We start from the raw sequence: 18,331 nt of genomic DNA, 5'->3' as shown, positions 1-18,331 counted from the left end.
TCCTTATTTTTATTTATATAAATGACAAGCAACAAAATGTCCCTGTTCAACTTCTATCATATTGGGTTCTATACTTTTACATATCTCCATACATTTACTGCATCGACTTGCAAAACGACATCCCAATGGAAGATTTATAGGACTCGGGACGTCTCCATCTAGCATAATTCTTTCTTTTCTTTTACATTCATCTGGATCCGCAATTGGAATAGCTGATAGCAAAGCCTGTGTATAGGGATGTTTAGGATTTATATACAATTGATCTGCCATTGTCAGTTCTACCATCCTCCCTAAATACATAACACCAACTCGATCCGAAATATGTTTAACAACTGAAAGATCATGTGCAATAAAAAGCATTGTAAGCTTTCTCTCTTTTTGAAGTTTCATAAGTAAGTTTATGATTTGAGCTTGAATAGATACATCCAATGCCGAAATTGGTTCATCACAAAAAAGAAATTCTGGATTTACTGAAAGCGCTCTTGCTATTCCTATTCTCTGTCTTTGTCCCCCTGAAAATTCATGGACATTTCTAGATGCATGTTCTGCATTCAAGCCGACCATTTCCAAAAGTTCTGAAACCATTTTTTCTTCTTCTTTTTTCCCTTTGGCCATTTTATGAATACGAATCCCCTCTGCAATAATATTATATACTTTCTGGTGGGGATCTAGTGATGCATAAGGATCCTGAAAAATCATCTGAACTTTTTTTGTAAATTCAAAATGCTCTCTTCTTTTCATAGAATGAACATCCTGTCCCATGAACAAAACTTCTCCTCCACTCTTTTCAATCATTCCAAGACAAGTTTTTCCACAAGTCGTTTTTCCGCATCCTGATTCACCGACAATCCCAAGTGTTTCTCCTTCATAAATATCAAAAGAAACATCATCTACTGCTTTTAACCACTGCTTCTGTGACACTGAATAATATTTTTTCAAGTGTCTTATTTCAAAGATTTTTTTGCGATCTTTCATTATTAGTTCCTTCCCTTTCTGCACGTTTATCCATTAACCAGCAGGATACGCGATGCGATTCCGATATTTTTTTCTCTTCAGGTATATAAGCTGCACACACCTCCATTGCGTAAGGACAGCGCATACAAAACGCGCATCCCTCTGGGGGATTTGTCATATCCGGAATACTTCCCTCAATCGCTCGAAGCATTTGTTTTCCATTTTGATCTAATCTAGGTGCAGATTCTAAAAGAGCTTTTGTATATGGATGTGCCGGACGATAAAAAATCTCACGGCATTCCCCTTCCTCTACAATTCTCCCTGCATACATCACAATTACCTTATCTGCAATATCTGCGACAATCCCAAGATCATGTGTAATAAGCAAAATTGCCATATTTAATTGTTTTTGCAAACTTTTCATCTGTTTCAGAATCTGTGCTTGAATCGTTACATCTAAGGAAGTTGTAGGTTCATCTGCAATCAACAATTTAGGATGAGTAATTAATGCAATAGCAATCATAATCCGCTGTCTCATACCTCCTGAAAGCTCATGTGGATATTTCATCAGGCATTGTTTTGCATCTGGAATTCCTGTAAGCGTTAGCATCTCTATTGCTTTTTGTTCCTTCTCTTCTTTTGATAGCTCTTTTGCATGATTGTCTAAGTTTTCTATAATCTGTCTTCCAATCTTCATTGTCGGATTCAAAGACACAAGAGCATCCTGAAAAATCATAGAGCATTCTTTTCCACGAAACTTTCTCCATTGATCTTTTGAAAACTTTTGAATGTTAGTTCCCGAAAATATAATTTCACTATCTTTTGAAATTTTACCCGGCTTTTTAATTAATCCCATAATACTCTTAGCTGTCACTGATTTTCCACAACCTGATTCTCCAACTAGCGCAACCGTCTCTCCTTTTTTTACACAAAACGAAATGTTTCTCACCGATTGAACCATACCACTGTATGTATCATAAGTTACTGAAACCTTCCTCATCTCTAACAAATCACTCATTCTCTTTTTTCCTTTCTTTTGGATTCACGAAATAAATCAATCCACAATCTTAGGTTCCAGTGCATTTCTCAACACATCACCAAGTAAATTAAAACTAAGCACCGTAATTAAAATCATGACCCCTGGAAATATTGCCAACAAAGGATAATCTAAAATATAAGTCTGCGCTGCCTGAAGCATACTTCCCCACGATGCCATCGGAATCTGCACACCTAGCCCAAGAAAGCTGAGTGAAGATTCTGTTAAAATCGCGCTTGCGACACTTAAACTTGCAGCTACAATTACCGGACCTACAATGTTAGGAATAATATGTACAAAAATAATTCGGCAATTAGATGCACCAAGATTCTTTGCTGCAACAACAAAATCTCTCTCTTTCAATGACATTGTTTCTGCTCGTGTGATTCTTGCTACGGATGCCCATGAAAATAGACTCAATACCACAATTAATGTTGATAGCCCCGGTTTCAAAAATGTATTCAATATTACCATTAAAAGCATACTTGGTAATGCAAGGAAAATATCGGTAAAACTCATTAAAAGTGTATCTATTTTACCTCCCACATATCCAGAAAATACACCTATCAACGTTCCAATCACAATCGTCATAATCATCGACATAAATCCTACTAACAATGATACTCTTCCCCCATACAGCGTTCTAGTGAAATAGTCCCTTCCATATTCATCTGTTCCAAACCAATGGGCCTTCGAGATTCCTTGAAGTCGTTGTGTTGCGTCCAATGCATACGGATCATACGGACTTAATGGAGCCAATAATACCGCTATAGCCAAAATCATTAACAAAACCAAACAGATTATTGCAATCTTATTTGCTTTTAATTCTTTCAAAATGCTGACCCATACGTTTTGATATTTTGCTGTATATTGCTGAGAATTTTTTCTCTCCAATTGCCGAAATAACTTCTCATCAATTTCTTTTCTATCTTCCATTTCTTGTACCTCCCCGCTTAATTCTCGGATCTACAAAAGCATACAATAAGTCTGCGAGAAAATTTCCCATCACGAGCAAGAAACCTGAAAGCATGACATATGTCATAATAATTGGATAATCCCTTGCTCCGATTGCCGTCATCGCAAGTGTTCCAATACCTGGCCATCCAAATACTGATTCTACAATAAAGGAACCACATACTAAAGATGCGAGATTCATACCAAGCAATGTAATAATAGGCAATAATGTATTTTTGAAAACATGTCCAAATAATGTTTTTCTCTGAGAATTTCCTTTTGCTTCTGCTGTTAATACATACTCTTCACTCAACTGTCCAATTGTATTAGCCCTTATGTAACGAATATATACTGCCACATGACCAATACTTAATGTAATACAAGGTAAAATCATATGTTTAAATGTGTCAAATACAGATTCATTTCCTACCGTATGCATACCAGACGAAGGAAGCAAATGTAAAATAGCAGAAAAGAAAATAATCAATAGCATACCAAACCAAAACGATGGCAAAGACATACCTATATATGAAATTGAACTAATTAAATTATCTACCCAAGTATTTTTCTTATAACCAGACCATAATCCAAGTGGAATCGAGAGCACTAGCGATAAAATAATCGAACTCCCCATCAATAGTACAGTTGCCGGAAGTCTTTCTTGAAACTGTGGCCACACAGCAGATTTATTTGACAGAGAAACTCCCATATCACCACGTAACATTTTCATTGCCCATGCTCCATATTGTTCCACCATACTTTTATCTAGTCCTAATTCTGCTATTAGATTTTCTCTTTGTTCCTCTGTCATATCTGCCGTCACATACATATCTGAAATATCACCTGGAGCAAAATATATTACTGCAAATGAAAAAAATGAAATAAGGAACATAACTATAATCATTCGAACTAATTTTTTAAAGCAATATTTTCCCATATAATTTTTTCTCCATAAAAATCTAATGAGAAAGAATGTGACTCGTTTTTCAACAAAGTCACATTCCTTTACTCATTTTAAATTTTGTATTACTGATTATTCCTTCACTTCAATTGACAAATAATCAATAAATTCTGGAATTACAGAAGATCCATCTAGTCCCGTAACATTCTTCTGTGAAACCATAACATAATTTGTATAAGTCAATGGATATTCCCAGCATTCTGCAAGTGCTTTATCTTGAATTTCATTCCAAAGATCCTGCTTTTCATCTGTATCTACAGTACTCAATGCCTTTGTAGCAAGCCCAGAAACTTCCTCACTATAGCCACAATCTGAAAGACGGTTTGTAAGATAACTAATTGTCTGTCCACAGTTTGTTCCTCTCTGCGAATCCCATCCGTTTGTTCCAAGATCCCATGTATTTGCGTATTCACTATCCTCTTTCGCGAAAAATCTCGGGAAAAATGTTGATGTATCACAACTTTCAATAACAACATTTACTCCGATTGCTGCTAACTGCTGCTGCACAACGGTTGCAACCGCTTCCATATTTGCTCTATCCGCATTATAAATATAAGTCAATGTCTTTCCAGCAAGACCTGATGATTCAGCAAGTGCTTTTGCCTCTTCTAAATTATATTCATATCCTTTACACTCTTTATTATAAAGAGATTGATCCGGAGTCAGAAGACTGTTTGCTGGCTTAGCAAGCTCATCTGTTCCCCATGCAAATTGAATAATATCATCTTTATTGAGAGCAAGAAAAATTGCTTTCCTTGCATCATCCGATAACGTTGACATAGTTGACCCATTTGGATTCAGCTGAATATAATTTAAACGCGCTTCAGAAACACTATACATATTGTATTTGTCATCTGCTTCTTGATATTTTTTCAACTCCTCTGCTGAAGTCACACGCATATAATCAATTTGACCATTCTCAAATTCAATCTGTTTTGTACTTCCACTTCCGATTGTTTTCATTATGACTGTCTTAACGGTAGGAGTTCCTCTATAATAATCATCTCTTGCCTTAAATACAAAACTATCCTCATTAATTTCACTTACAACATACGCACCAGACGTAGCCATCTCTGTAGTTTTAAAATAATTACTATCATCAACTTTTGTCGGGTCATTATCAAATGCATGTGCCGGCATTGGATAAAACTGTGCCAAAGTTCTTGTATAATTGTCATATACCATTGGAAGTACAATTTCTAATGTTTTATCATCTTTTTCATTAAAAAGGACTTCTTTCCCATTAATCTGGGTAAAAGAGGTTGGCCCTCCATATGTCTCAACTCCATAATTAATCGTAAACATTACATCCTGAACCGTTACCGGCTTTCCATCGCTCCATGTAGCATTTTCATTGATATGAAGTGTATATGTTAACCCATCCTCAGAAATCTCAAGGTTATCAGACAAATAATACTCTAATCCCTCCTTTGTTTCTGCAAACAAAGGCTCATAAATTGGTCGAATTGCACTCACAAGGTCATCACTACTCTGCGCACTTGGCTGAAGTGAATTCGGTTTATAACCCATTGCAATTCTTAATGTACTCCCTTCAGATTTCTTTGCCGTCTCTTCTGTTTTTGTGTTGTTTTCTTTTTTCTCATTCCCAGCTCCACATCCTGTAAATACTCCCACTACCATAAGTGAAGCAAGAAAAAGAGCTAAAACTTTTTTCTTCATTTGTTTCCTCCTCAAGATTTCCTTTTAAAATTATTTTGTACAACTTAATTATAATAAGCTTTCATTTTAATGAGAATTGATAAATAAGTATATTTGTAAAACAAATTTACATTTCTATTTTTTTGTAAAGTTATTTTTCAAAAAATTTATGATATGATGAAAAGTTAAACAATAAAAAAGAAAGCCATTACAGCTTTCCTTTATGTTTTATACTCTTTTATCCACAAAATATTTCATTAATACAAACGGCATGCACATTGACATATTTTTAACCATTGTTTGAGTAGAACATGCATTTGAAGACTTTAACCAATTAAAAATTTCATCTATCACGTTTCTACTATAAATCCTAATAGCATATTCTATCTCGTCCCTAAACAAATTTGTACCCGCCTTTTCTTTTAAATAATTCTCCGCATTTAGCACTAATCTTTCTGTCATTTCTTCTTGAATTGAATTCTGACCTGCATGCTGAGATATGTTTAAATAAAAAGAACGTTTTTCCTTAAAATATTCCAATACTTTTATTGCATTTTCTTTCCAATCCCCTAAACATCCCGTCCAAATTTTTTTCATATCCTCTTTATAAATCCAAATCATCAACTCATATTTATCCGAAAAATGATTGTAAAAAGTAGTCCTCGATGCGCCACAATAATCAACAATATTTTGAACAGAAACATTCTCAATAGAATTTTTTTCTAGCAATTTGCAAAATGAATCTGCCAAAATCTGCTTAGTATCAACCTTCAAGCCCATACTTCCACCCTTTCACAACCAGTTGATTTATTACTAGAACTGATTATAGCAAGTGTTTTTTTGAAAGTCCAATCAGTTTTTGCAATGTAATTATTGATGTTTTCTATGAAAAATTTGAATAAAAACACATTTTCTAAACACTAACTAAATCTAAAATAAGGAATACTATTTTTCACAAAGTTTACTTTTCATATAGAAAGCATTAAGAAAATCTACATAAAAAATAATCTCAATCTTCACTTGGTAATAATCACTTTTTATTTTGTTTATTTCCTCATTTACACTAGATTTCTCCGGTGGTAAAATACAGATAGACAAAATCTTTAACACAACGAATGAGCAGAAAGAAGGTTATCAAATGAAGGAATCACTCACAAAAGAAACACTGGAAGCATTTCAGAATGATTTCCGCGCAAACACACTTCACACTGTTGCGAAAAATGCCGTCACTGTAAATGGACTCTTAAAATCATCCAGAAACAGCGAGGCAGCCCGCAGCACAAGACACGAATTTTCCATCTCCCTTGAACAAGGAGAGATTACCAATCAGATGCAGAGTGGACGTTGCTGGATGTTCGCCGCACTCAACACATTCCGCTTTGAAGTCATGAAAAAACTGAATCTCGAGACATTTGAGCTGTCACAGAATTATACTTTATTCTACGACAAACTTGAGAAAGCAAATTATTTCTTAGAAAGCATTCTTGACACACTTAAGGAACCTGTAAATGGAAGACTGATCTCCCACCTTCTTACAGACCCGCTCGGAGACGGTGGTCAATGGGATATGTTGTGCAGCATTATCCGCAAATACGGTCTCGTCCCGAAGGATGCGATGCCGGAGACAGCCTGCTCTTCTGCAACACGCGAAATGGCAGGATATATGACAAAAAAACTTCGTGAATTTGCCTGCACCCTCCGCAAAGCGAACGAATCCGGGGCTTCTATCGATGAACTTCGCATGCAGAAAGAATCTATGATGAATGAAATCTACCGCATTCTCTGCATCTGTCTCGGTGAACCTCCGAAGACATTCGATTTTGAAGTGCGCGACAAAGATAAGAACTTCCATCGCGATACACAGATCACTCCTCAGCAATTTTACGAAAAGTACATCGGTCTGAATCTCGATGACTATATTAGCCTGATCAACGCTCCAACCAGCGACAAACCATACCACCGCAGCTACAGCGTCAAATATCTTGGAAATGTCAAAGAAGGACGCCCGGTGCGCTACCTAAATCTGGAAATTGAAGAGTTAAAGAAAGCCGCAATCGCACAGATGCAGGACGGTTCCCCGGTATGGTTCGGCTGTGATGTCGGAAAATATTCCTGCGGCGAGAACGGTGTGATGGATCTTGACCTCTATCAGACGGAAGAACTTCTCGGTACCACCTACCATATGACAAAAGCCGAGCGTCTGGACTATCATGAGAGCCTTATGACACACGCAATGACATTTATGGGTGTCAATCTAGACGAGAACGGAAACCCAGATCGCTGGCGTGTCGAAAACAGTTGGGGAGAAAAATCCGGTAAGAAAGGCTACTATGTCATGAATGATGCATGGTTTGACGAATATATGTACCAGGTTGTTGTCAATAAAAAATACCTTCCGGAACAATTTGTCAAAGAATATGAATCTGAACCGATCCTCCTAGAACCTTGGGATCCAATGGGCTCACTCGCATTATAATTTTTAAAAAACAGAAGGCACTGGAAAGTTATCCACGTACCTTCTGTTTTTTTGCTTTCTTTTCCACAAATCGCCCTCTTATTCCACGGAGTTTTCCTCCGCTTTCTTTCTCGCCTTTTCTTCTCTCAGCTCCCGAAAGAAAGATTTCATCAACTGACTGCACTCCTCCTCCAACACTCCAATCTCCAGTTCTACTTGATGATTGAACTGCGGCACTTGCAGCAGATTAAAAATCGACCCTGCACATCCCGCTTTTGGATTCATACATCCGACAACAACTTTCTTCATCCTCGACTGCACGATCGCTCCCGAACACATCTGACATGGCTCCAACGTAACATACATAGTACAATCCTCCAGCCTCCAGTCATCCATCTTCCTGCTCGCCTTCCTGATTGCGATCAGCTCCGCGTGGGCAAGCGTATTCTTGTCAATCGTCCTCCGGTTATATCCTCTTGCAATAATTTTATCCTGATATACGATCACACAGCCAATAGGCACTTCTTTCAGCGCATATGCCTTCTTCGCCTGCCGAATTGCCTCTTTCATGTACTTTTCATCCTGATTCATCTTCCTGTTTCCTCTGCTCTCTTTCTACTGTCCTTTTTCTACTTTTCTGCACCAATATCCAAATCTCTCATAATCATTTCGCTCTTGCTCAGAAAGTGTGACCGGCAATCCTTCTGCTTCCCGAAATTCCAAAAAACCAAAGCACTCTGCCGCCTGCCGCTCTCTCCGGTGATAAATCCCCGGCACACCAAGTATGCAGTCATCCCCCTCCTCGATCAGAAGCAGATGATGATAGTTGTAGTAACCATGCAGCAAAAAACTGTTGTTCGCCAGCTTCCACTCTCCGCGCGCAAGTTCCCCCAGATCATTTCTCCGAATTTTCCTACATTGCAGACGTTCCTTTCCACCGCACTCCTCATCGTCTGTCTGTCTCCCTACACACGCACACTGCTCCGGATCAATCTCCTGTTCCAGCACACTTTCTTCCGCAAAGCTTTCTTCCGCCTCTGCGTCATTTCCTTCACTTGACTTTTCTTCTATCTCTTCTTTTTGGCTTTCTCTTCTGACGCATCCGGTAAAATTTACTTTTACCGGCTCCCATACCGCCGCGTAGAGAACCTTCTCTTCACACTTGATCAAAATCCCATCCAGACCATCCAGCCGTTCCTCTGTCTCCACCATCTGCGATACACTCCCATGCACGATCAGAAGCTCCCCAAGAGAGACTGTTTCACAACTTCCATGTTTCATGCAAAATCCAAAAATCTCCAATTTCTCATTTGCATGTTCCACGATTCCTTTCGCACAGATGCTAAAAACAGCTCCGTCTCGTTTCTGCTCTGCCCGGATAAAGCCAACATTTCTCACTGGTACAGATTCTTTATATTCATATAAATAACAGATTTGCTGTCCCATATTTCCGCAACATCCCTCAACTTGTCTTTTTCTTAATCTATGCACAAGCCAGGAAAAAAAGAACCAGAGCGTGTCTGAACTTCAGCTTCTCTGCACCTTCAAACACGCTCTGTCCTTCTATGAAACTAAAAATTTCTCTGTCAGTTCTTTAAAGCACTCACACTCTGCGATCTCTGTCACAGTCTTCTTTTCCCGCTCCAAAAGCTTTCCTAATTCTACAATGTATTGCGGAATCTCACTTGCAAGCATTACTCCCTGAAGTTCTCCCATATGTGTATCTGCTCCGGAAACAGAACCTCCCACGAAAAGCTGGAACGCATCTTCCGACCGATCTCCGACTTTTACTTTTCTTCCCGCAAATCCAATCTCTGCCACCTGATGCCTTGCACAGCTGTTCGGACATCCACTGATCTGAATCATTGGCAGCCGGCTTTCGCAAAGTCCGGCTTCTTTCACTGCCGCAAGGATTCCCCTGCAAAGCTTCTGGCTCTGCAAAATTCCCATTTGGCAAGATGGAGTTCCGACACAACTCAGTGTACGTGCAACCGGTGTCTGCATCATATGCGCCATCATCGCCTGAAGCTCTTCCGCCTGCTCCCGTGTCAAGTTGCGGACATACATCTCTTCTTCCATGCTCAATCTAATCTGAGCCGCTTCCACTCGCTCCACAAATGCTGCGATCTTCTCAAGATCCTGCGCCGCAAGCTGACCACATACCGGGTGAAGGATCACTGTATAAAGACCTTCCTGACGCTGTGCGATGCAAGTACCATTCAAGTCTTCACAAGAAGACATTCCTTCTGCCGCAACCGGCGCAATCTCCTCGAACTGATGTGTTTTTTTCACTTCTTCCAGATGTTTCTCAAAACATTCTAAGAACGCCTCTGTCCCCATTCTTCTCGGAATAAAACGCGTACGTGCCTTCGCCTTATTCTCATAATCCCCTTCTGCCATAAACAGCTGGATCATCGCCTCAACGTAATACAGCACTTCCTGTGGACGGACCAGTGACGGGTAAGGAACTGCTACTGCCGGACCTTGTCCCATCCCACCGGCAAGCCACATGCGGAACATCGGAATCCCCTTCTCAGACACTGCCATAAATCCCATATCATTGATAGAAGCAGCCGCCGTATCTTTCTCATCCGAAGAGAATGCCACCTTCAATTTTCTCGGAAGCTTGTATGAAGGAGCATTTCCAAGGAAATAGTTTCCAACCTGCAGCGCATACGGTGTCACATCAAATGCCTCTGCTTTTTCCACTCCCGCAAGCGGAGACAAGGAGACATTCCTCGGAAAATTACCGCCGCCTCCTCTTGTAAACAGATCATGATTGATCCCATCTTCCATAATATCGCATACACTGTCAATATCCAGATCATGAAGCTGCACTGCCTGTCTCGTCGTCAAATGTACTTTCTCCAGACCATACTTGTGCACATAAGAAAGAATCAGATTTAAATGTTCCTTGGAAATCAATCCCGACGGTGTCCGCAGACGGATCATAAAGGACTTCTGATCCTGCTGCGCATATACACCCATCCCACCAGAAATACCTTTAAATTCTGCCTTGCTGATCTCCTTCTCCAAAAATCTGTGTCCTGCTTTTCTAAATTCTTGTACTTCACTTTTTAAAAACTCTTTGTAACTTTCCATATTTGCTCCTTTTCCTCTTCTCTTGCCGGATTACACAAATACTGGTGGTTCATAGGCATCCCCCAGCGTCACTTTCTTCTGTTCTTCCTTCCCAAGAAATGCCCATTCTGTCATGGTCTCCCACCCATGGATACTGCGGTCATACACCTGCACATATCCAATCTTATCTGCGTGTACCCGGACTGTATTTGTATCATATTCTCTGCCTGTATACGGGTTCACTTCTCCTTTGTCACGGTCTTCCAGTTCTGCGTCTGCCGCCGCTTTCACCTTCATCAATTCCTGCTCATATCTCCTCTCCAACATCGTCTTACCGCTGAGCTTCTTTTGCAGGTTTTCCGTCCGGTCTTCTTTTTGCGTATCGATTACCTCTATTTTCACTTTGTTCACACTCGCTTCTTTTCTAAAAAATTTAAGGATATGAAATCTATCGCCAATTCTTTGGGTTCTATTTTATCAGACAATAGAAAAAAGGTAAAGAGAACAGAACGTAAATTCTTTATGACTTCCTCTTCAAAAAAAGCAGCAGTATAAGTGTAGTTTCCCCTTATACTGCCTGCCTATACAAGTTTCTATGCCTATTTTTACTGCCTATTTTCTGTCTGCATGCGAATTTTTTCTCTCTGCCATTGCAGACATTTCCCCTTGGAAACGATTCTTAATAAGTTTCTCCCAGATATTCTTCCAGTGTCACACCACTGTCCATGATCTTCTTTGCATCTTCTTTTCCGACATACCGGTAATGCCACGATTCATAAATGATCCCTGTCTCCGAAATCTTATCCGGTGGATATCTTAAAATAAATCCATACTTATAGCAGTTCTCTTCCAGCCATTTTGCCTCTTCGGTGTCTGCCTGAGCTTCATCCAGCATCCCGTAAGAAGAAGATACAATATCCGCAGCAAGTCCCAGCTCATGTTCACTCGTTCCCGGGTATGCCACCGACTTTCCTGTCTCCTCAAATGCCTCCAGATAGGTCATTCCCTGATCGATCCACTCCTGCATCGTCTGATTATAGATTGCCTTCTGCTCCTCGATCGTACGATATGCCGAGCAAATCTGAGGACTAAGTCCCGCTTCTCTGGCCGCTGCAAGCATCTCCTTGAGCGACTCTGCTGCTCTTGCATCAAATGTATAACCATTCTCCACTTCCGCAAGTTCCGGTTGATAATTTTCATCCAGCGGATGTGTATTATTCACCAATGTCAAATTCCACTCTTTTTTCTTCTCTTCATCGACAGTGTCCTTCTCTTTCTTATCCGAACTCTGCTTTGCCGCTTTGGCTTCACTTTCTTTGACTGCCTTCGCAACTTTGGCATCAACTGCTTTTGCTTCTGTCCTCTTTCCAACGAAAATACCGACAGCTCCTCCTGCTGCGAGCCCTGCCACAAGTGCGATCCCTGCGAGAGTAATCGCAATCTTCTTCAGCATTTCAAACTTGCGCTTCTGATTCCTGTCTTTCCTCGCCAGTGCTTCATCATCTATCCACATAATTTTTTCCTTTTCCTGCTGATTTTCCTGTAACATTTTTATTATACCATGTTTTTTCGTTTTTTTAAAGAATCGTGCCGAAAACTTTTCATGGGAACTTCTGTAAACAAAGCTCCTCACCGGCTTCCCTTACTGTTTCATTACCTTTCCTCTAAGCCTGCCCCATACTTCTGCCTGAAAATAAATGTGTGCTCTGTCAAAAATAAAAATACCGGCCTGTCCCGCTGCTGCCATAACGAAAAACAACGTCTTCGTCATCTTCTTGGCAACCAGTAAGGATGGAAAAAAATACAATGCCGGAAGAAACATACTATTAAATACGAGATATTTCCACACCCACAAAATTATCTTTTTCTTCTGAATGCGTTCTGCTTTCGCAAGCGCTTCCCATCCGGCCTCCGCAAGCAGAAGATAGATTCCCATTGCCGCAAATGTCACACAGTACATCTTCTGCGGAGAAACGATCACACCAAGCAGAGTACATGCCGTAAGAAATGCTGCGCCGTAAGCAATCCCCCACTCTCTGACCACTATTCCAACACAAAATGCCGCTGCAGCCAGCAGAAACAGGGTACTTGTTTCAAATATGCTCCCCAGCACGATCAGCACGACTGCAAATGCAGCCAGTACCCCTGACAATGCTATTTTTCTTGCATTTACATGCATGAGCAAAGATCGCCTCCCATACATTCACACATCTGATCCGCACACCACAGATCACAACACATATTTCCAGTTCCAAATGTCGGTCTGCCATAACCATATCCGGTATTCTGATAACGCTGTCCCCTCCACTGGAACTGATTGACTAAATTTGTATATTCCGGATTGCCCGGCTCCATCGATGCTGCACGCTGCGCATGCTCCATTGCCACAAGATTATTTCCCACACCATAGTTGGCAATCGCACTACAATAATACCAGCGCGCATTCTGATTCGACATGCTTGACAGTACATTTAAAGCTTCCCGGTAATGTCTTGCATTGATATAATTGCATGCCGCCTGCATCTTCACATCATCCTCACTGCCGGAAGAATAAGATTGACCACTAGAATACCCTCCGGAATAATTTCCCGCATAGCCTCCAGAATACCCTCCATTCTCCCTCTGCTTCATAATCTGGTCATAAGCTTCCTGCACTTCTTTAAACTTCTCCTCCGCCAGATCAGAAAGCGGATTGTTCACATAGGAATCCGGATGATACTTCCGGATCAGTTCTCTGTACGCTTTCTTTACTTCATCATCGGAAGCGCTCGACGGCACTCCCAGCACACTGTATGGATCTGTAATCATAATTCTCCTCTGTCTTCTCCTTTTATTTCTTCCTCTAATCTACTCTTTCCTGCCGTGTCCTCGGCCGCAGACTTTTCCTCAAACTTATTCCAAACGCCAACGTACAGAATATTTCGCAGAATATCTATGTTTTCCACACATGGCAACATTTCAAAACAGTTGCTGCACTCTGCAAGAATCATCGTGAGCATCTGCCTGCATCTCTCCTCATATCCTTCTTCGTCTGCCATCTTCAAAAGCGGATTATAACTGCCCTGCGCCCGGTCTTTCTCCAAGTCGTCATAGGCATCTAAAATATAAATAAATTTTCCAAGATAAAACCCCATCTTCCAGAGATTCTTCGACCAGACATCTTTTCGAAATAAGAAAAGTTCTCCCATCAATTTCCCAAAACAGCCTGAAACCGCATCGATATCCGTCTCGCCCGCCTTCTCATAATTCTGAAGCTTTGCAAGGCATTTCCGGATTACTCTGCATTTCTCCGGATACTTCTCTTCTACCTGCCGGTATAATTTCCGGTAAGTATGAAGTCCTACAAGCGCCGTCTTGCTCTTCTCATCCTTCCAGTCATCTAGAAAATGGTAATACGTCAGCACAATGTTCATATCCGCTGCATATTCTGTAATCTCATTGAAAAGCATGTCATGCTCTTTTAGCGGATGCACCATACACCGATGCTTCTCATGAACCGTCTTTGGCTCATACAAGGAAGTGAGCAACGTCACAAGAAATGTCATATCATATGTGAGTGTAACCTGACCTCTGAGTCCATGTCGTTCTTCCAGCACATGACACAGTCCACAGTAGTATGCCTTATATTTATAAAAATCTTTCATCTTCATCTCCGGCTTATACGCCGTCACATATCCGAACATTTCCGTCTCCTTTCACTCCACTGTTCAGCATTATATCATAACTGCATTCTAAAATGTTGAGAAATTTCTTAAAAATCTATGAAAAATATCGAAAAGAAGCACCGCCCCCACAATTCAAAGATTGCAAAAACAGTGCTTCCTAACTGCGCGATCAGGGGTTCGAACCCTGGACACCCTGATTAAGAGTCAGGTGCTCTACCAACTGAGCTAATCGCGCATTTTCTTTATTTTGTTTTTGTGTTTCCTTAACACAAGTGATATTATATAACAGTTTTTTAGAGAATGCAAGCAATTTTTTAAATTTTTTCAAATTTTTTGAAATATTTTTTGCGTGGTCGGAGATCACATTTCTTCCATATAATCTCCGGCCGTCCGCAAACTATTTCCCGGACAATTACTCTGCCTGTTTATGCAGTGTAAACCCTCGTCCCATGACTTCATTGACCTGATTGATCACAATAAATGCCTGCTTATCAATCTCAAGCACAAGTTCGTTCAGCTTCGGTAATTCTCTTGACGATACGACTGTCATGATTGCAAAAGAATCTTTTCTGAGATATCCAGATTCCGTCTTGAAGAAGGTAGAACCTCTGTCCAGTTTCTCCTGGATCACTTTATTGATCTCTTCGTAATGATCGCTGATGATCTTTACCTGCATCTGTGTCTTACCCATAAGAAGCACTTTGTCTACCAGTGTTGAATAAATTAGAACAAGTAAAATTCCGTATAAGATCCGCTCTTTGTCTCTGAAGGACATCTGAATGATCAAAATTGTAAAATCAAATACATAGAGCCCAATAGATACCGGAAGTCCGAATTTCTTATTTAAGATCAGCGGTGGGATGTCCATACCTCCAGTGGAAGCTCCGGCTCTGATGACAAGCCCAACTCCAAGTCCCAGCATCAGTCCTGCAAAAATACTTCCGAGCAGAAAATCATCTGTCATATTTTGAATAAACTGTACTTTTTGAAACTGCGATAAGATCCACGGGAAATAAAACGTACTGATCAGCGCTGTGAGCGCAAATGATTTCCCGAGAATCAAGATTGCCAGGATAAACATTACTATATTAAAAATTGCAACAGACAATCCGATCGGCAGACCGAAATAATGTTCCAGTATCAACGCAATTCCTGTTGTTCCTCCTGTGATCAAGTCATTCGGCAATACAAATGCGGCAATTCCGCAAGAATAGATCGTATTTCCGATCAGCACCCACATAATTCTTTTTAAGCTGAAGACTTCTTTTAACTCTGCTTTTGTCGCCTCTTTCATGGTCCCACTCCTTCTCTTTAATCATTTAGCCGGATAAAGTGAAAAGAAGCAGGCCTTCCCGACCTGCTTCTTTTCTCTATATTCACTTCTGACTTTTCCGACTCTTCTCATGACAGTATACCTTCTTCTACTTTTCTAAAGTATACTCTATCATTTTCAATTCAAATATTCAAGAACGAAATCGGACTTCCCAAAATTATTTTTGGAAACGATCCTATTCTTTCATCCGCTTGATCACTTTCAGACGGGTAAATTCTTCCCTCTCCTTTTCCTCCAGCGCATTGGAAATAGAATACACAAGTGCTGTATAAGTCGGTATTGTGATATTCTTTAATGCATTGGCACGTTTCTGTGTCTTCTTAATATTTCCCGCAAGGCGGTACGCAGCATTCTCTACCATCGACAATTTGATTGTCAGATCTTTTACCTGCTTAAAGGCCTCACGCGCCACATCAATAGATTCTTTTGTCGTACTGAAAGAATAAGTCGGCGCCTCCATCTCCGGCGTATAAGTGACCAATGGAATTTCTGTTCCCATAATACTTCGGCTTTTGATCCGGATTGATTTTTCAATTGGAACGGTGTAGGCAATCTGAGATACGAGATTGATCCCATGTTCGATGTTCGCACGCTGCAGACATTTATAAGCATATGTGAATGTCGAATCAATTTTCTCCTGAATCTCTTTTGCCTGATCAATCAGATCCATCAGCTCACGGATCAGAATATTTCGTTTCTTGTCCATCAGCTCATATCCCTGATTCGCAAGTGCCAGAGAATTTTTTGCAAGAATCAGATTTCCTTTTGTGGGAAATGTACGTGGATCCATAACACACTCGGCTCCTTTCCAGATATTCTAATCTTCTTCTCTTTCTTTTTTTATGCTTCCTTCTTCTCGTAGAAGCGTTCCAGAATCTTCGTGTCAATTCGGTCAAGCTCTTCTCTTGGAAGCATACGAAGCAGTTCCCATCCAAGATCCAGTGTCTCCTCGATCGTCCGGTTTTCTTCCATACCCTGTCCGATGTATCTTGCCTCAAATTCCTTACCGAATTCGAGATATTTTTTATCAATCGGCGAAAGTTCATCTTCTCCGATAACCGATGCAAGGTTTCTCGCCTCTCCTACTTTTGCATAAGAAGAGAACAGCTGATTTGCAAGATCCTGATGATCCTCCCTCGTATATCCTTTTCCAATACCATCCTTCATCAGACGGGAAAGAGATGGGAGGATATTGATCGGCGGATAGACAGACTGTCCATGAAGGTTTCGATCGAGAACAATCTGCCCCTCGGTAATGTATCCTGTAAGGTCTGGGATCGGATGCGTAATATCATCGTTTGGCATTGTCAGAATCGGAAGCTGTGTCACAGAACCGTTGACACCTTCCACGATTCCGGCGCGCTCATAGATTGTTGCCAGTTCGCTGTATAAATATCCCGGGAATCCCTTTCTACTTGGAATCTCTCCTTTGGAAGAAGATACTTCTCGCATCGCCTCCGCAAAAGATGTCATGTCTGTGAGAATAACAAGAATGTGCATGTTCTTCTCAAATGCAAGATACTCTGCCACAGTCAATGCTACCTTCGGTGTGATCAGACGTTCTACCACCGGATCATTTGCGAGATTCAAGAACATCGCAACGTGATCGGCAACCCCGCTCTCTTCAAATGTTCTGCGGAAAAATTCTGCAACATCATGTTTCACACCCATCGCCGCAAATACGATCGCAAACTGTTCATCCGAATCATCTCCCAGCGACGCTTGTTTTACAATCTGTGCCGCCAGCTGGTCATGCGGAAGTCCATTGCCGGAGAAAATCGGCAGCTTCTGTCCTCGGATCAGTGTGGTGAGTCCGTCAATCGCTGAGATTCCTGTGCGAATGTAGTTACGCGGATATTCTCTCTTTACCGGATTTAACGGAAGTCCGTTGATATTTCTGCGGAGTGTGGAAGTGATCGGTCCGAGATCATCGATCGGTTCCCCGATACCGTTAAATGTACGTCCCAGCATATCCGGTGACAATGCAACTTCCATCGGATGTCCAGTCAGCTTTGTATGCGTATTAGTCAGGGACATATTTTCTGTCCCCTCAAACACCTGGATCACCGCTTTGTCCTCGTAGATTTCAACAATACGTCCGATCTTTTTCTGATTGCCCTCTACAACAAACTCTACGATTTCTTCATAGAAAGCATTTTCTACGCCCTCAAGCACGATAAGAGGGCCGTTGATATTACTCAGTCCTAAATATTCTATTGCCATGACACAGCCT

The 18,331-nt window shown here is 40.8% G+C and carries 18 protein-coding genes and 1 tRNA gene; 1 reads left to right on the top strand and 18 read right to left on the bottom strand.

From position 1 onward, the window contains the following. Positions 1-9 precede the first annotated feature (9 nt). The 6 genes from ACESPO_RS04565 to ACESPO_RS04540 all read right to left on the bottom strand — a co-directional run bounded on the left by ACESPO_RS04565 (position 10) and on the right by ACESPO_RS04540 (position 6,344). A complete protein-coding gene (locus tag ACESPO_RS04565) occupies positions 10-975 on the bottom strand; it encodes an ABC transporter ATP-binding protein (RefSeq protein ID WP_009263276.1) in 966 nt (321 codons plus the stop codon). After that, positions 950-1,972, bottom strand: a complete 1,023-nt coding sequence (locus ACESPO_RS04560; protein ID WP_009263277.1) for an ABC transporter ATP-binding protein — start codon at positions 1,970-1,972, stop codon at positions 950-952. The genes ACESPO_RS04565 and ACESPO_RS04560 overlap by 26 nt, the downstream gene beginning before the upstream one ends. Before the next feature lie 36 nt (positions 1,973-2,008). Further along, on the bottom strand, positions 2,009-2,926 hold the full coding sequence (locus ACESPO_RS04555) for an ABC transporter permease (protein WP_009263278.1): 918 nt from the start codon (positions 2,924-2,926) through the stop codon (positions 2,009-2,011). Beyond that, on the bottom strand, positions 2,916-3,881 hold the full coding sequence (locus ACESPO_RS04550; protein WP_009263279.1) for an ABC transporter permease: 966 nt from the start codon (positions 3,879-3,881) through the stop codon (positions 2,916-2,918). Before ACESPO_RS04550 ends, ACESPO_RS04555 begins: the two co-directional genes overlap by 11 nt. 96 nt (positions 3,882-3,977) lie before the next feature. Continuing rightward, the gene (locus ACESPO_RS04545) at positions 3,978-5,585 is read right to left on the bottom strand and encodes an ABC transporter substrate-binding protein (RefSeq protein WP_009263280.1); all 1,608 of its coding nucleotides are present in this window, start codon (positions 5,583-5,585) and stop codon (positions 3,978-3,980) included. Between the two features lie 207 nt (positions 5,586-5,792). Next, positions 5,793-6,344 carry a TetR/AcrR family transcriptional regulator C-terminal domain-containing protein gene (locus tag ACESPO_RS04540; protein WP_009263281.1) on the bottom strand — a complete coding sequence of 184 codons (552 nt, stop codon included), beginning with the start codon at positions 6,342-6,344 and terminating at the stop codon, positions 5,793-5,795. Positions 6,345-6,702: 358 nt separating this feature from the next. Between ACESPO_RS04540 and ACESPO_RS04535 the strand changes: the two genes are divergently transcribed. Further along, positions 6,703-8,040, top strand: a complete 1,338-nt coding sequence (locus ACESPO_RS04535) for a C1 family peptidase (RefSeq protein WP_499788526.1) — start codon at positions 6,703-6,705, stop codon at positions 8,038-8,040. A gap of 78 nt (positions 8,041-8,118) precedes the next feature. Here the strand turns inward: ACESPO_RS04535 and tadA are convergent, their stop codons facing one another. The 12 genes from tadA to ACESPO_RS04475 form a co-directional block, all read right to left on the bottom strand. Further along, complete coding sequence (tadA, locus tag ACESPO_RS04530) at positions 8,119-8,610, bottom strand: tRNA adenosine(34) deaminase TadA (protein WP_008976929.1); 492 nt, start codon at positions 8,608-8,610, stop codon at positions 8,119-8,121. A 24-nt stretch (positions 8,611-8,634) separates the two neighbouring features. After that, positions 8,635-9,465: a hypothetical protein gene (locus ACESPO_RS04525; protein WP_499788525.1), complete on the bottom strand. Its 831-nt coding sequence runs from the start codon at positions 9,463-9,465 to the stop codon at positions 8,635-8,637. A gap of 117 nt (positions 9,466-9,582) precedes the next feature. Continuing rightward, entirely contained in the window at positions 9,583-11,121 is a 1,539-nt protein-coding gene (locus ACESPO_RS04520; protein WP_499788524.1) for a nitrite/sulfite reductase, read from the bottom strand. A 30-nt stretch (positions 11,122-11,151) separates the two neighbouring features. Beyond that, a complete protein-coding gene (locus ACESPO_RS04515) occupies positions 11,152-11,511 on the bottom strand; it encodes a hypothetical protein (protein ID WP_008976932.1) in 360 nt (119 codons plus the stop codon). A gap of 268 nt (positions 11,512-11,779) precedes the next feature. After that, on the bottom strand, positions 11,780-12,613 hold the full coding sequence (locus ACESPO_RS04510; RefSeq protein WP_270196716.1) for a M15 family metallopeptidase: 834 nt from the start codon (positions 12,611-12,613) through the stop codon (positions 11,780-11,782). 129 nt (positions 12,614-12,742) lie between these two features. Continuing rightward, positions 12,743-13,279, bottom strand: coding sequence for a hypothetical protein (locus tag ACESPO_RS04505; RefSeq protein WP_120106138.1), 537 nt, complete (start codon positions 13,277-13,279; stop codon positions 12,743-12,745). Next, entirely contained in the window at positions 13,270-13,908 is a 639-nt protein-coding gene (locus tag ACESPO_RS04500; protein WP_117500803.1) for a J domain-containing protein, read from the bottom strand. The genes ACESPO_RS04505 and ACESPO_RS04500 overlap by 10 nt, the downstream gene beginning before the upstream one ends. Next, positions 13,905-14,783 (bottom strand): DUF5685 family protein, encoded by an 879-nt coding sequence (locus tag ACESPO_RS04495; RefSeq protein WP_412402356.1) that lies wholly within the window; start codon positions 14,781-14,783, stop codon positions 13,905-13,907. Before ACESPO_RS04495 ends, ACESPO_RS04500 begins: the two co-directional genes overlap by 4 nt. 144 nt (positions 14,784-14,927) lie before the next feature. Next, a tRNA-Lys gene (locus ACESPO_RS04490) sits at positions 14,928-15,000 on the bottom strand. 177 nt (positions 15,001-15,177) lie between these two features. Further along, a complete protein-coding gene (locus tag ACESPO_RS04485; RefSeq protein WP_008976937.1) occupies positions 15,178-16,059 on the bottom strand; it encodes a YitT family protein in 882 nt (293 codons plus the stop codon). Between the two features lie 214 nt (positions 16,060-16,273). Beyond that, positions 16,274-16,888: a V-type ATP synthase subunit D gene (locus ACESPO_RS04480; RefSeq protein ID WP_008976938.1), complete on the bottom strand. Its 615-nt coding sequence runs from the start codon at positions 16,886-16,888 to the stop codon at positions 16,274-16,276. Positions 16,889-16,938: 50 nt separating this feature from the next. Continuing rightward, on the bottom strand, positions 16,939-18,321 hold the full coding sequence (locus ACESPO_RS04475; RefSeq protein WP_008976939.1) for a V-type ATP synthase subunit B: 1,383 nt from the start codon (positions 18,319-18,321) through the stop codon (positions 16,939-16,941). Between the last annotated feature and the right edge of the window lie 10 nt (positions 18,322-18,331).

The sequence above is a fragment of the Coprococcus sp. HPP0074 genome (assembly GCF_964238105.1).
Lineage (GTDB): Bacteria > Bacillota > Clostridia > Lachnospirales > Lachnospiraceae > Faecalimonas > Faecalimonas umbilicata.
Note: the sequence above shows the minus strand (reverse complement) of the source record. Positions and strands in the feature narration are given on the sequence as shown.